The organism is Stenotrophomonas sp. I18B00994, assembly GCF_014145825.1.
Taxonomy (GTDB): Bacteria; Pseudomonadota; Gammaproteobacteria; order Xanthomonadales; family Xanthomonadaceae; genus Stenotrophomonas; species Stenotrophomonas maltophilia.
The window spans coordinates 214,227-229,031 of record NZ_JACIUW010000003.1; the positions used below are offsets into that span (position 1 = coordinate 214,227).

Here is a 14,805-nt window from a genome sequence, read left to right on the forward strand (position 1 = left end):
ATGCTAGAGCGAATCATTCGCGCGTCCATCGCGCATAGATGGCTTGTGCTGCTTCTGGTCCTGGCGCTGTCAGGCTTGGGCATCTGGAACTACAGCAAGCTGCCAATCGACGCCGTCCCTGACATCACCAATGTCCAGGTCCAGATCAACACCGAAGCACCGGGCTACTCTCCACTGGAGGCAGAGCAGCGGGTAACGTTCCCCGTCGAGACAGCCTTGGCCGGCTTAGCCAAGCTGGAGTACACGCGGTCCATCTCGCGTTATGGTCTCTCCCAGGTCACCGTTGTATTCGAAGACGGTACCGACATCTACTTCGCGCGGCAGCAGGTGGCCGAGCGCTTGCAGCAAGCCGCATCCCAGCTCCCAACTGGGCTGAAGCCAACGCTGGGCCCGGTCGCCACCGGTCTCGGTGAGATCTTCATGTACACCGTGGAAGCCGAGAAGGGTGCTGAAGAGACCTGGACGCCGATGGCGCTTCGTACCCTCCAGGATTGGGTGGTACGCCCCCAGATGCGACATCTGAAAGGTGTTACAGAGGTCAACACCGTCGGTGGCTATGTGCGGCAGTTCCACATCACGCCTGACCCGCGCAAGCTTCAGGCGTACGAGCTGACCATGCAGGATGTGATGGAGGCCGTGGCGCGCAGCAATGCGAACGTGGGTGCCGGCTACATTGAAAAGAGTGGTGAACAGTACCTTGTGCGCGTTCCTGGCCAAGTGGCGGACATGGACGGCCTGCGCAAGATCGTGGTCGCCAATCGCGAGGGGCTGCCGCTTCGCGTCGGTGACCTCGCAGACGTTCACGAGGGCACCGAACTGCGAACGGGTGCAGCGACCAAAGATGGCAAGGAAGTGGTACTTGGTACTGCATTCATGCTCATTGGTGAGAACAGCCGCGAAGTCGCTCAGCGAACCGCTGCCAAGCTGAAGGAGATCGACGAGACGCTTCCAGAAGGTGTCCGCGCGCATGCGGTCTATGACCGTACGGAGCTGGTCGACCGCACCATTGAAACCGTCAAGAAGAACCTACTGGAAGGTGCCCTGCTGGTCATTGCGGTGCTGTTCCTTCTGCTCGGAAATCTTCGCGCCGCACTGATCACGGCCGCGGTCATTCCTTTGACCATGCTGCTGACCATCTCCGGCATGGTCCAGAACCGTGTCTCAGCAAATCTGATGAGCTTGGGTGCGCTGGACTTCGGTCTGATCGTCGACGGCGCGGTCATCATTGTTGAGAACTGTCTGCGCCGCTTCGGCGAGCGTCAGCACGCCCTGGGGCGTCTGTTGACCCGGGATGAGCGCTTTGCTTTGGCCGCCAGCGCCAGTGCCGAGGTGATCAAGCCCAGCTTGTTCGGCTTGTTCATCATTGCCGCCGTCTACATCCCGATCTTTGCGCTCTCCGGCGTGGAAGGAAAGATGTTCCACCCGATGGCCCTGACCGTCGTTATCGCGCTGACTGGTGCGATGGCATTGTCCCTCACGTTCGTTCCCGCTGCGGTTGCTCAGTTTGTCACGGGCAAGGTCTCGGAGAAGGAAACCAAGGCTATGCGGGGCGTAACCAAGCTGTATGGCCCGATGCTGGAGCGGGCAGTCAGTGCTCGCAAACTGGTTGTGGGTGGTGCAGCCGTCCTCACCGTACTGGCGGGTCTTCTGGCCAGTCGCATGGGCACTGAGTTCATTCCGAATCTGGACGAAGGTGATATTGCGCTTCACGCGCTGCGCATTCCCGGCACTAGTCTGACGCAAGCCATCGGCATGCAGCGCCAGCTTGAAGCGACCATCAAGAAGTTCCCCGAGGTGGATGAGGTTGTCGCAAAGATCGGCACAGCAGAGGTAGCGACCGACCCCATGCCACCGTCGGTCGCAGACACCTTCATCATGCTCAAGGATCGCGACCAATGGCCTGATCCCCGCAAGCCAAAGGCGCAGCTCATTGCTGAGCTGGAGAAGGCTGTCCGAGCAATTCCCGGCAACAACTACGAGTTCACCCAGCCCGTGCAGATGCGCATGAACGAGCTGATTGCCGGTGTACGCGCCGAGGTGGCGGTGAAGTTGTACGGTGACGACCTGGATCAGCTGGCGCAGATCGGCAGCCAGATCGAGGACGCCGCAGGTTCCATCCCAGGCGCCGCAGACGTGAAGTTAGAGCAGATCAGTGGTCTGCCTCTTATGACCATCACGCCTGACCTGGGTGCTTTGGCCCGCTATGGCGTTTCGATCGACGAGGTCCAGAAGACCATCTCTGTTGCGCTGGGCGGTGAGGCGGTCGGTCAGGTCTTTGAGGGTGATCGTCGCTTCGACATCGTCGTTCGTCTGCCCGAGAACCTGCGTCAGGACACCCGGACGCTCGCATCGCTACCGGTAGCCGTCGCCGTCGGGGCCAGTTCCGGCGAACAGAGAGCGTTCGTTCCGCTGGGGCAGCTGGCTAAAGTTGAAGTTGCGCCAGGCCCAAACCAGGTCAGTCGCGAGAACGGCAAGCGTCGCGTCGTCATCACCAGCAACGTACGTGGTCGCGACCTTGGTTCGTTCGTAGAGGAGCTGCGAGAGAAGGTTGGTCAGGAGGTGCAGTTGCCGGAAGGCTACTGGATTGAGTATGGCGGTACCTTCGAGCAGCTCATCTCTGCCAGCAAGCGGCTGTCCGTGGTCGTGCCGGTCGTCCTGGTGATGATCTTCGGCTTGCTCTTCATGGCGTTCGGCTCGGGCAAGGATGCTGCCATCGTGTTCAGCGGCGTTCCACTTGCGTTGACCGGTGGCGTGGTGGCTCTGTGGATGCGTGACATACCCCTGTCCATTTCTGCAGGCGTGGGGTTCATCGCGCTGTCGGGCGTCGCCGTGCTCAACGGCCTGGTCATGATCAGCTTCATCAAGAGCCTTAGGGAACAGGGCACTCCCCTGCACCAAGCGGTAACCGAAGGTGCACTGACCCGGCTGCGCCCCGTGCTGATGACGGCCCTGGTTGCCAGCCTGGGCTTCCTGCCAATGGCCCTAAACGTTGGGGCTGGCGCGGAAGTTCAGCGCCCGCTGGCGACGGTCGTTATCGGCGGAATCATCTCCTCCACGCTGCTGACCTTGCTGGTGTTGCCGGCGCTCTATCGCCTCATCCACCGCGAAGGGGATGAGCGGAAGGAGGACGCAGCGTGAACCCGTCCATCTCAACCCCTCCCAGGAACATGCAGTTGACCATTTCCAAACGAACCCAAGCGTGGCTCTACCTGCTTGCAGCCATCCTTCTGCCTTGCGTTGCTTGGGCGCATGGCGTCAGTGAAGGCGACCAGGCCTTCCTGGAAGACAGTACCGGCCTGCAGCTCATCGCGTTCACGTACCTCGGCGCCAAGCACATGGTGACTGGATACGACCACCTCCTGTTTCTGTTCGGGGTGATCTTCTTCCTGTACCGGATGCGTGATGTCAGCATCTACGTGACGTTGTTCGCGATCGGCCACAGCACCACCTTGCTGCTAGGTGTCCTGGGCGGATTGCATGTGAATGCGTACCTGGTCGACGCAATCATTGGCCTGTCGGTTGTCTACAAGGCGCTGGACAACATGGGCGCGTTCAAGCGCTGGTTTGGGGTACAGCCCAACACCAAAGCCGCCGTGCTGATCTTTGGCTTCTTCCATGGCTTTGGTCTAGCGACAAAGCTGCAGGATTTCTCGCTCTCACCTGACGGGCTTGTCCCAAACATGCTCGCCTTCAACGTGGGGGTCGAGATCGGACAGCTGCTCGCGCTCGCAGGCATCTTGATCGTGATGGGCTTCTGGCGCCGCTTGCCGTCATTCCATCGACAGGCGTACAGCATCAACACCGCCCTTATGTGCGCCGGCTTCGTGCTTGTTGGCATGCAGCTCACCGGCTACTTCGTTTCCTGAATCTACAGAGGTACTCATGTCCATCACGCTTTCCAATCAGCTGCCCAGCACTCGCAAGCTGCTGAAATCCACCGCCCTGGCCGCTGCCGTTGCAGGGGTGATTCTGCTCACCACCGTGCTTCCCGCGGAGTACGGAATCGACCCTACGGGCGTAGGTAAGGTTCTGGGTCTGGACGCCCTAGCCTCCACTGACCAGGTAGAGGCCGTAGCTCCCCCAGTTCCGGCATCTGCTGGCAGCGCCGAAGCCGTCTCGGCGCTGTTCGAGAAGGCCAAGGTTGCCTTCGGGAGCAATGGCAAGCAGGCCTTCGAACCCGCCGCTGTCTCTCTCGCCAGCACTCCTTTACGGCAGGACTCACTGACGATCGAGCTTGCCCCTGGTAAGGGCCAGGAGGTGAAGGCCCATATGGCTCAGGGCGCTGGGATGGTTTTCAGCTGGAAGGCCACGTCTGATGTTGCCGTGGACATGCACGGCGAGCGTCCCGACGTGAAGGGCCCCTGGACCAGCTACGCCGTTGAAGGCGCCCAGCGTCAGGCCGAGGGAACGTTCATTGCTCCCTTTGAAGGTACCCATGGGTGGTACTGGCAGAACCGCGGCAGCACCCCCGTGATCATCGAGGTGCAAATTACCGGCTACCAAGCCGACCTCTACCAGCCGTGACACCCGGCATAACGCCGAAATCAACCTAGGAGAAGCAACATGAAGAATCGTTTTGCCCTCATCAGCGTCCTTTTCGCTTCCATTGCAGCGTCCGCATCGGCCTTCGCACATGATCCGGCGCTTCATGCCGAGTCGGAAGTGAAGGAGGCGCCTAAGGCAAAGCCTGCTACGTGTGAACAGCTGGCTGACCGGACGAAGTTCAAGGTGGATCTTGCCGATCCTCAGACCAAGGCGCTGAAGGACAGGTGCGACGCTCAGGCGCAGTCGGCTGCGAAGAAGAAGTAATTGATTGCGGCGAATGGTCCGGCTTGGGTGAAGTCGGACCATTCGTCTTTACCCTTGAGCCAAGCGAATAGTGCCAGCGTCGTCCTACAAATAGACCTCGGTTAGACCCTCATTCTTCCAACAGGCTCGCTCTCGAATGCTAGCGTTTGACCGGAGGATTGCGATTAGAGCCGCACTCGGGCTTACATTCTCCAAACCCGAGTGCGGCAAAGTTCATTTGCAATCATCGACGTGATCGAACGTGCTGAACCGAACGCAATCTCCTGACCTGATCAACCCGCCTTAGAAGCGCGCGGTCGCGCCCACAAAGAGCGTGCGTGCGCCGCCGTCGTAATTATTGCCTTCTTCAAGCGTGGAAACATCACCCAAGTTCAGTACGCCGACGCGCAAGGTCAGGTTTTCGTTCACATCGAGAGCGGTGACCAGATCCACCGTGGTGTATGCCTTGGCGAAGGTAGGTCTGGACGAAGACACAAGCTGCTTCCCGATGTGTTGCGCGCTGAGGTTAAGCGACCATGCATCGGACACGCTCCAGTTCAGCGAAGTGTTGGCGGTGATCTTCGGCACCACTAGCAGGCTGGCGCCGGTGGTGCGGTTCTTCGATTCCAACATGCGTGTGGCGTTGGTGGTCCAGCTCAGTCGCTCGTGCAGCGGCACGGTCACACTGGCTTCCACGCCTCGCGTGCGAGCCTTCTGGATGTTCTGCGCCACCGTCCACCAGAAGCCGTTTACGAAGCTAGTGTTCTGGCCTGGGATCTCGCGCAGCGGCACCTGTTCGATCTTGTCGTCGAAGTTGGTCAGGAAGTAGGTGGCCGATGCGGACCAGCCGTTCTGGTCGAAGCCCACGCCAAGCTCATAGTTGGTGCTGGTTTCCGGTTTCAGGTTCGGGTTACCGGCCATGTAGCAGCCGGTCGTGCCGTCGGCGTTGATCAGCCGGCTGTTCCAGCCTTCCGGGGTCAGGCTGCCGCAGCCGCGTCCCAGAGACTGGGTGGCCGCACCAGCGGTGCCCTGCTTAAGATTGGGCGCGCGGAACCCTTTGGAGACACCGCCGCGTACTGTCCATGCGTCTGCCGGGTGCCACACGCCGTAGATGCGCGGGCTCACGTTGTCGTCGTAGTTGTCGGTGTTGTCCCAGCGCACGCCCAGAGTCAGCACGAAGCGCTCGTGCAGGGTGATGTGGTCTTCGGCGAACAAGGCCCATGAGTCCGCTTCACTGGTCGGGCTGATGCGGCTGCTGCCGGTCCAAGTCACAGGTACGGTACCGATGGTGTCGCTGTTTTCCAGCTGCTCGCGCTTCCACTGACCACCCACGTTCAGGCTGTGCTCGAAGCCCCAATGGAAAGCGGTGGTGAAGGCAGTATCGAACACCGTTTCCTTCGAATGGTTGCCCACCGCACTGCCCTTGTCTTGGTAGTCGTTCCGCACAAGGGTGGTCTTGGAGGTGGTGGAGTCGCCGTAACGGCCATCATGGCCCAGCACGTAACCGGTCTGTACCAGCTTGGACAGACCCCAGGCATATACATCACCGCTGCCGGTGTTGCGCTGCACGCCGCGCGACCCTTCTATGGTCAGTGCGTGGTCATCGTTGAGGCGCCAGTGGAACTGCAGGTTGGCATTCTCCGCCTTGCTGCCCGGAGTCTGGCCCTCAAGGCGATCGGACTTGCGGTCGGTCACGTTGGCCCCGATGCGGATCCCCAGGTTGTCGGTCAGTGGGCCGCTGAAAAGGGCACCCATCTGCGTGGTATCACCGCGGGTGGATGAATCGGGCACGCTGTGGTTCAAGGTGACCGAGCCGCCCCAGTGGTCGGAAATCTTGCGGGTAATGATGTTGATCACGCCGCCCATCGCATCCGAACCGTATAGCGACGACATCGGGCCGCGCACCACTTCTATTCGTTCGATCATGTCCGGCGACAGCCAGTTCAGATCCTGCGGACCCAGGTCGTCGCGGTAGTTCACGCCGGAGGAGTTGCCCTGGCGGCGGCCGTCGATCAGGATCAGCGTGTACTGCTCGGGCAGTCCACGCAGGCGGATCTTCGACTGCGCTCCGGACAGTGCATAGCCACCGGTCACTCCAGGGACGGTACTCAGCAGCTGGCCGATGCTGGTGACCGGCTTACGCTCGATCTCCTCGCGGCTGATAACGCTAATGCTGGCTGGCGCATCCCTGATCCACTGCTGGGCACCGGTGGCGGTAACGACCAAGGTGTCCAACTGCTTGACGGAGGAGGCATGCGTCAAAGCTTCAGCGCTGGCATGCGAAGAAAGGGCCAGACCAATAGCAACTGTCAGCGTGGGAAGAGCAAGTCGTGACTTCAGGTATGTGTGCGACATCTCGGGGTAATCCGGTAACGGGCATTATTGCTGGGGAATGGCTGCCTCGCTTGATTCCGGAAAACGCCCATATCGGGTCGAGGGCTGGCTTGCGTCTTGAGGTCAGGTATCAAACTGTGGCCGACCGATGCTGTCTGGGCAGCACCTCAGCTGGACTGGCTCATGCTCCAAGTCGTCCATACGCCGGTCCGCAAGGTCCGCGGTTGCTGCAAGCAATAGACAATCTGCGAGGCTACATCCTGCGCGGCCATGAATTCGCTCAAACGGGGATCGTCGGCCGTGCGACCGTGACCCACGGCAAAAGATGTATGAGTACCTGCGGGGCAGATGGCACTCACGCGAATCCCATCTTTCCTTACTTCTCGGTCCAAGCCGCCCGCAAAAATGAGCTGGGCGGCCTTGGTACCTGCGTAGACGGCTTCGTCCGCCCCACTGCGATGAGCTGCGACGCTCGATACGATCAAAATATCCCCGCCACCAACGCTACGAAGATGAGGGAGGAAAGCACGTACCGTGAGGACCGTTCCGAGATAGTTGATTTCACACATTTCGATGACTTGATCATCGCTTGCGTCAGCGACTCCGCCGTAGTAGCCAACCCCGGCGTTGGCCACTACCGAATGTACGCTTCCAAAGTGATCAATGCCGCAAGATGCGAAGGCACCCACGCTATCCGGATCGCGCACATCCAGACGCATCCAGTAGGCGCGATCAGCGCCGAACTCATCCTGTAGCCGCTTGAAGTCACCTAAACGCCTGGATCCTCCAAGAACGCTTCCACCACTGCGTAAGATCATCTCCGCCGTTGCCAGTCCGATCCCCGAACCGGCGCCAGTAATGGCAACGCAGCGGTTTCTAAGGCTGTAACTTGCTTCTGTCAAGGTCTATCTCCTACGTTCGTTGGCGACCAGGTGTAGTTGAGTCATGAAAGGAGTTGGGGTCGTCTGTGACGCAAGTTAGGGGCGTGCAGCGCCACCTTCGGCCCCATACACCTGGCCGTTCGCATAACTGGCGTCGCTTGCCGCAAGTTGGACGAAGATTGAACCCAGCTCAGCAGGCTGACCTGCGCGTCCTAGCGGCTTGTCCCCCCCGAAGTTCGGAATCTTCTCGGATGCAGTCCCGCCACTGATCTGCAACGGAGTCCAGATAGGACCTGGAGCAACTCCGTTTACCCGAATCCCCTTAGGGCCAAGCTGCTTAGCCATCGAGCGAACGTAGCTAACCTGCGCACTCTTCGTCATCGCATAGTCGACCAGGTAGGGGGACGGATCGTAGCCCTGCTCAGACGTAGTAACGATGATGACGCTTCCAGGCGGAAGAGACACACGCAGTGCCTCTTGGGTCATCCATACCATTGCATTGATGTTGGTAAGGAAGGTGTTCTCGAGGTGTTCGTCGGTAATCTTTAGAATGTCCGGCTCCTGCTGCTGATACGCCGCGTTCAGCACCAAGGTGTCGATCGAGCCCAACGCCGATGCCGCCTTGCGCACAAGATCCAGGCAAAAGTCTTTGCTGCGAATATCACCAGGTAAAGCGTATGCCTGACGGCCGGTTGCGCGTATCAGCGCAATAACTTCACGCGCATCTTCCTCTTCTTCAGGCAAATAGTTGATGGCCACATCGGCACCCTCGCGGGCGTATGCAATGGCAGCGGCCCGACCGATTCCTGAGTCTCCTCCCGTAATCAGTGCCTTGCGGCCTTCAAGGCGCCGATTGCCTCGATAGGTTTTCTCACCGTGGTCCGGCAGCGGACGCATCTTCGACGCAAGCCCCGGCCAAGGCTGTTCTTGGCGCGGGTAGGGTGGCCGAGGATATGCCTGCCGAGGGTCGATCAGGCCGGCTCGCGGGCGGCCCTGACCCTGCGCCTCCGAGAGTACCGCAGCGGGCACAGCACCGAATGCCGAGGAAGCAGCAATTCCGCTGGCGATGGCCACACTGCTTCCCGCAATAAACTGTCTGCGGCCGATGACCGGCGTGGCTTCATCGTCGTGCTCAGGCAAATCACTATTCGAATTTGACATGTTCATCCCAGTTGATTGGTCACTCTGGCCCAAGCAAATTTGAGTACAGCGACCGTGGAGGAGACGCAACTTTACTGCGGCGAACATGCGCAAGTAGCAATTTTATTGCTGAAGTTCTTTCAATTCAGAAATGATCGAAAGCGTCGACGGCGCAGCTTCTTGCCATGCCATCCTCGGCGATAATGGGGAAGCATCTGCACTGCGTTCGATCCATAAATCATGCTTTGTGCGGCGGATCATTGGCACGTTTAGTAATCGATACCCGGGTGAAGTGTCTTGAAAGGTGATCTAGAGAGAATAAGCATTTCAGATCTAGCTGCGTTCATCGAGATCGCTCGGCATGGATCAATGCGCGCCGCCGCCCTCGAACTTGGCTTATCTGCCTCAGCTCTAAGTCACGCCTTAAAGCGGCTGGAAGATCGACTGGGTGTGCGTCTCGTTAATCGTACGACCCGTGCGCTTTCGATCACCGTTGAAGGACGCGAACTGGAACGCTATGCAGCCACTGGCCTAGATACAATTGGAGAGGGTCTAGCCGCGATTCGGGCTCGGAAGCAGTCAGAGATCCAGATGCTCAAGATCTCGCTATCACACGATGCGGCGCGCCTCCTACTCTGGCCAGTGCTGTGGAGCTTTCAGCAACGCTGGCCTAACGTCCATCTTGATCTAGTGATAGAAGAACGCCTGGTGGACTTAGTAGCGGAAGGCTTTGACGGCGGCATTCGATACGGTGACCGAGTGCCAGAGGGGATGGTTGGTCTGGAGCTTACACATCCGCTTAAGTGGGTGGTCGTGGCAGCGCCCAGCTATCTGCAACATGCTGGGAGACCTGAGAATCCAAGCGATCTGCGGCGGCATGTTTGTATTGAGAACAGAATCGGCGACGGCTCAATCTATCGCTGGGAACTTGGCGACGGTGATCGTATGGTCAAGGTAATTCCCAGCGGAATGCTGAGGGTGAGCAGCACCGACTCTCTGCTCGCTGCAACGTTGCAGGGATTGGGGTTGGCATACTGTCTGGAACTCAGAGTGCAGGACGAAATCTCGTCCGGCGCACTTGAAGTTGTGATGCCAGACTGGGCATCAATGGGCGCACCATTCATGCTGTACTACCCCACTCGTCGCCAATCCCTGCCCGGCCTCAAGGGGCTAGCGGAGGTAATTCGGACACAGATGATCGATGCATGCTAAAACATGCTCCAAACTATGGAGTTGGGATCGACATGAATGGTCTGCCAACGTACTCCATCACCAGTTCGATACCGGAGTGCTCTCCAGACTCTCCCTCTGGATCACATATGTAGGTTGCTGTGAGGCAATGAGAGCGCTTCTTGCCACCGGCATCAGACAGAGCCAGTCCGGAGGACTCCGAGAATGGATGCCCTGGACTCGCTAGTTCCATAAGCACCTCGTCCATATGAGTGGGTATCGGAATGCAGTCCCTTCATATGGAAGCGTTCAATTGCCAACCACTGTTGAGGCGCTGAAGTTGCGGTCCTCCGCTGTGGTTGGCTTTAACATTCCTAAACGCGGATGAGACCAAAAACCCTACCTTCAATACTGCCACATCAGCACGAGTTCGAAGCCGAATTTACTGAAGAATGATTGGCACTGCCACGACGAGGCGTTGAGCGGGCTCGGACAGATCTCACCTCTTGGACCATCAGACTGAATCCGCACAAACTTCAAAAGAAGAACTTAATTGGACGCTGCGATTGGCCAATTCCATCTGATTTGAACCTACACTCTGTTCGAGAGCATTCAGAGGGAGTTGCAATGCAGTTCATCGTCGACGGGCCAGACATCCCAGAAGCACTTCTACAGGCACACGAAGAAGGACGAGTAGTCTTCTTCTGCGGCGCCGGAGTCTCCTACCCGTCAGGACTACCTGGTTTCAAAGGACTGGTTGAGCAAATCTATGCGTCGAATGGGACATCATTCACGGACATCGAGCGTGCCGCCTTCGATCATTCAAAGTTCGACGCGACTCTCGATCTACTTGAAAGGCGACTGCCTGGGCAGCGATTGGCGGTTCGGCGCGCCCTAGCGAAATCGTTGAGACCCAAGCTTCGTCGGAAGGGAGCAATTGACACCCAAGCAGCGCTTCTTCGGTTAGCACGAAGCCGGGATGGCGCGTTGCGGTTGGTGACTACCAACTTCGATCGAACCTTCCACGCGGCGGCGAAGCGCATGGGCCAACCATTTCCGGCCTATCCCGCTCCAATGCTGCCGATCCCTAAGAGCAGCCGCTGGGATGGGCTTGTCTTTCTGCATGGCCTGCTTCCGGAGAGTGAGGATGATGCAGCACTCCATCGACTAGTGGCCACCAGTGGTGACTTCGGCTTGGCTTACTTGACCGAACGCTGGGCCGCGCGGTTCGTCAGCGAACTTTTTCGCAACTATGTCGTTTGCTTCATTGGATACAGCATTGACGATCCGGTCCTCCGGTACATGATGGACGCATTAGCAGCAGATCGAATGCTCGGTGAGGTTACCCCGCAGGCGTGGGCGTTCGGAGATTGCGAAGCCGGGAAAGAGCATCTGAAGACTATTGAATGGGAAGCTAAGGGCGTTAGACCTATCCTCTACAGGGTTCAGCCTGCTACCCATGACCACTCTGCGTTGCACGACACAATCAGGACTTGGGCAGATGTCTATCGCGATGGAGTTCAAGGTAAAGAGGCCATTGTTGCGAAGCACGCCATGGCCCAACCTCAGGACAGCACGCTCCAGGACGATTTTGTTGGACGAATGCTGTGGGCTCTTTCAGACAAGTCAGGCCTCCCCGCGAAGCGCTTCGCGGAGTTCAATCCAGTTCCCCCGCTTGAGTGGCTCCTCGAGGCATTTTCCCATGAGCGATTCTTGCAGAGGGATCTAGCCCGCTTTGGCTTCTCCTCGGTTAAGGAGGAGGATGCAGAACTCAGATTCAGCTTGGTTCGTAGGCCTGCGCCTTATGATCACGCTCCTCCTATGACACTGGCGTCTTCTGGAAGTATGGCCAGCCGATGGGATGGATTGATGTTCCAGCTCGCACGCTGGCTTGTGCGTCATCTGGACGATCCACGATTGATCATATGGATTGCAGAGCGTGGCGGGCAGATGGATAGTCGCTGGATCTCTCTAGTCGACTCCGAACTTGAGCGTCTGGCCACACTGGAACGGGATGGCAAAGTCTCGGAGCTGGATCTTATTCGCCTGGACGCCCCAAAGGGTGTGCCCGATCCAAAGATGCGAACTCTTTGGAGAATCGTGCTCGGTGGCCGACTCAAGACCCCACTGTCAGGGGGGCTGCTATATCGTTGGATCAAGCGTCTTAGACGTGAGGGACTGAACACGTCTCTTCGGATGGAACTTCGTAGCCTTCTCAGCCCAAAGATCACACTAAGGCGTCCATTTGTTTGGGACGGCGAAGTGGCCGATGGTGCAGACGAGACAGTGCGAATTAAGCAGTTGGTTGACTGGGACCTTGTGCTTGCGGAGGACAATGTACATGCGGTCCTCCAGGATCAGTCTAAGGGTGAGTGGGAGAAGGCACTCCCGCTCCTGCATTCGGACCTACAGCAACTGCTCTGTGACGCGCTGGGCCTTCTTCGAGATCTAGGAGAGGCAGATGACCTTGTCGATAGATCCTACTGGGACCTTCCATCAATCACGCCCCATTGGCAGAACCGGTCCTTCCGAGACTGGGTTAGGCTGATTGAACTGCTACGCGACGCTTGGTTAGCAGTTCGAGCTACGGATGAGTCGAGATCCACGCTCATGGCTCAGGCATGGTTCGAGATCCCGTATCCCACATTCAAGCGGCTGGCATTGTTTGCGGCCAGCCAGGACAATTGCATCGAGCAGGAGCAGTGGGTCGATTGGCTGCTACTGGATGAGGGGCGGTGGCTGTGGTCGCAGTGCACCGCACGCGAAGTGCTGAGGCTTCTTGTTCTCCAGGGGAGAATTCTAGACAACGCGTCTCAAGCACGCTTGGAGAATGTCATCTTGGCAGGACCTCCCCGCGAGATGTATCGCGATGATCTGGAGTCCGAACGCTGGGATCGCCTGGTTGCTCGCGCAGTATGGATTCGTCTAGCGAAGCTGGAGTCCTCGGGCCTACATCTTGGTGTGTCTGCAGCAAGGCGCCTAGCGGAGATATCCATCGCGCATCCTGAGTTGAGATTGGACCCTAACGAGAAGGACGAATTCTCACACTGGATGAGCGGCACCGGAGATCCGGATTTCGAGGACGGCAGAGAGGTCGATGTCGCCCCTCGCACTCGCAAGGAGCTAGTTGAATGGCTTGAATCGCCGAGGCCTGCCCATAGACCGTTCTATGAGGACACTTGGCGGGATGTCTGCCGTACTCGCTTCTTCCATAGCCTTGCCGCGCTCTGCGACCTCGCTCACCAAGACGTCTGGCCCGCAGTTCGATGGCGCGAGGCGCTTCAGGTTTGGTCGGACGATTCAATGGCAGCCCGCTCCTGGCAGTACGCATCGCCTTTGGTACTGCTAATGCCTGATGAAGTTCTGTCCGAGATCGCACCTGCAGTAGCGTGGTGGATGGAGGCCACTTCAAGAAGCGGCGCGAATCGCGAGAACCTCCTATTGACTCTCGCCGGTCGAGTGCTTGCGCTTCCGATCCCCTTGAGTAGTGGCATGACAAGGAACGGCGAGCCAATCGATAACCCTGTCTCGGAGGCGATTAATCACCCCATTGGGCATGCCACGCGCGCCTTGCTCAATCTATGGTTCAAGAGGGCGCCCAACGATGGAGACCTACTTCCCCCTGAACTTAAGGCGGCATTTTCCGCCATATGCGATGTTGAAGTAGATCGATTCCGCCATGGCAGGGTGTTGCTCGCATCTAGACTCATCGCCCTGTATCGCGTAGACCGGGCGTGGACCGAAGCGACGCTACTACCGCTCTTCGATTGGTCCAACCCTGTCGAAGCGAAAGCAGCCTGGGAAGGATTTCTTTGGTCACCGCGACTGTACCAGCCATTGATGGTGGCATTGAAGTCGCAGTTCCTATTGACGGCCGGTCACTACGCCGACCTTGGTGAACACCGAGGACAGTTCTCTGCTTTCCTAACGCACTCAGCCCTAGGGCAATTGGAAGGCTACTCTCGGGACGACTTTAGATCTGCATTGGGCAAGCTTCCACAGGATGGACTGGAGAAGTCCGCACAATCGCTCTCCCAAGCACTGGAGGCCGCAGGCGATCAACGCGAAGACTTCTGGAGAAATCGAGTCCAACCCTTCTGGCAGGAGATTTGGCCAAAATCGCGCAATCTAGCTACACCCAGCATTGCTGCCTCCTTAGCTCGACTCGCCATCGCGGCCCGGGTTGAGTTCCCTTCCGCATTGAAGGCGGTACGTGACTGGCTTCAGCCGGTAGCGAATTCGGACTACATCGTCCATCTTCTACTAGAATCTGGCCTTTGTAGCCAGTCGCCAACTGAGGCTTTAGATTTGCTGGGTGCCGTTGTTGGATCCCAACAATGGGCGCCTCTAGGACTGAATGAATGCCTAGCTCAAGTAAGGGCCGCCGCTCCCGACCTAGAGCGAAACAACCAGTTTCATCGACTTGAGGAGCTGGTGCGAACGCGCTCCTAAGAGTTCTGGCGGGGCATCATTCGAAGCTTGCGAGATGCCC

General features: G+C 58.3%; 9 protein-coding genes. 6 read left to right on the forward strand and 3 right to left on the reverse strand.

The window, feature by feature from the left end:
• The 4 genes from H4O10_RS04700 to H4O10_RS04715 are packed head-to-tail and all read left to right on the forward strand — an operon-like array spanning position 1 to position 4,809.
• Positions 1–3,138 carry a CusA/CzcA family heavy metal efflux RND transporter gene (locus tag H4O10_RS04700; protein ID WP_032961302.1) on the forward strand — a complete coding sequence of 1,046 codons (3,138 nt, stop codon included), beginning with the start codon at positions 1–3 and terminating at the stop codon, positions 3,136–3,138.
• Positions 3,139–3,167: 29 nt separating this feature from the next.
• Positions 3,168–3,866, forward strand: a complete 699-nt coding sequence (locus H4O10_RS04705) for a HupE/UreJ family protein (RefSeq protein WP_008264906.1) — start codon at positions 3,168–3,170, stop codon at positions 3,864–3,866.
• Between the two features lie 16 nt (positions 3,867–3,882).
• Positions 3,883–4,524, forward strand: a complete 642-nt coding sequence (locus tag H4O10_RS04710) for a hypothetical protein (protein ID WP_032961297.1) — start codon at positions 3,883–3,885, stop codon at positions 4,522–4,524.
• 39 nt (positions 4,525–4,563) lie between these two features.
• Positions 4,564–4,809 (forward strand): hypothetical protein, encoded by a 246-nt coding sequence (locus H4O10_RS04715; protein ID WP_008267212.1) that lies wholly within the window; start codon positions 4,564–4,566, stop codon positions 4,807–4,809.
• 282 nt (positions 4,810–5,091) lie between these two features.
• Here the strand turns inward: H4O10_RS04715 and H4O10_RS04720 are convergent, their stop codons facing one another.
• The 3 genes from H4O10_RS04720 to H4O10_RS04730 all read right to left on the reverse strand — a co-directional run bounded on the left by H4O10_RS04720 (position 5,092) and on the right by H4O10_RS04730 (position 9,170).
• Positions 5,092–7,014, reverse strand: coding sequence for a TonB-dependent receptor (locus H4O10_RS04720; protein WP_226053493.1), 1,923 nt, complete (start codon positions 7,012–7,014; stop codon positions 5,092–5,094).
• 275 nt (positions 7,015–7,289) lie between these two features.
• Positions 7,290–8,024, reverse strand: a complete 735-nt coding sequence (locus H4O10_RS04725; RefSeq protein WP_075075813.1) for an SDR family NAD(P)-dependent oxidoreductase — start codon at positions 8,022–8,024, stop codon at positions 7,290–7,292.
• 75 nt (positions 8,025–8,099) lie between these two features.
• Entirely contained in the window at positions 8,100–9,170 is a 1,071-nt protein-coding gene (locus H4O10_RS04730) for an SDR family oxidoreductase (protein ID WP_226053492.1), read from the reverse strand.
• Between the two features lie 270 nt (positions 9,171–9,440).
• Between H4O10_RS04730 and H4O10_RS04735 the strand changes: the two genes are divergently transcribed.
• Together H4O10_RS04735 and dsr1 are read left to right on the forward strand one after the other, a co-directional pair.
• Positions 9,441–10,355, forward strand: coding sequence for a LysR family transcriptional regulator (locus H4O10_RS04735; protein WP_032962204.1), 915 nt, complete (start codon positions 9,441–9,443; stop codon positions 10,353–10,355).
• 585 nt (positions 10,356–10,940) lie between these two features.
• Positions 10,941–14,765, forward strand: coding sequence for an anti-phage defense-associated sirtuin Dsr1 (gene dsr1 / locus H4O10_RS04740; RefSeq protein WP_182680960.1), 3,825 nt, complete (start codon positions 10,941–10,943; stop codon positions 14,763–14,765).
• Positions 14,766–14,805: the final 40 nt, after the last annotated feature.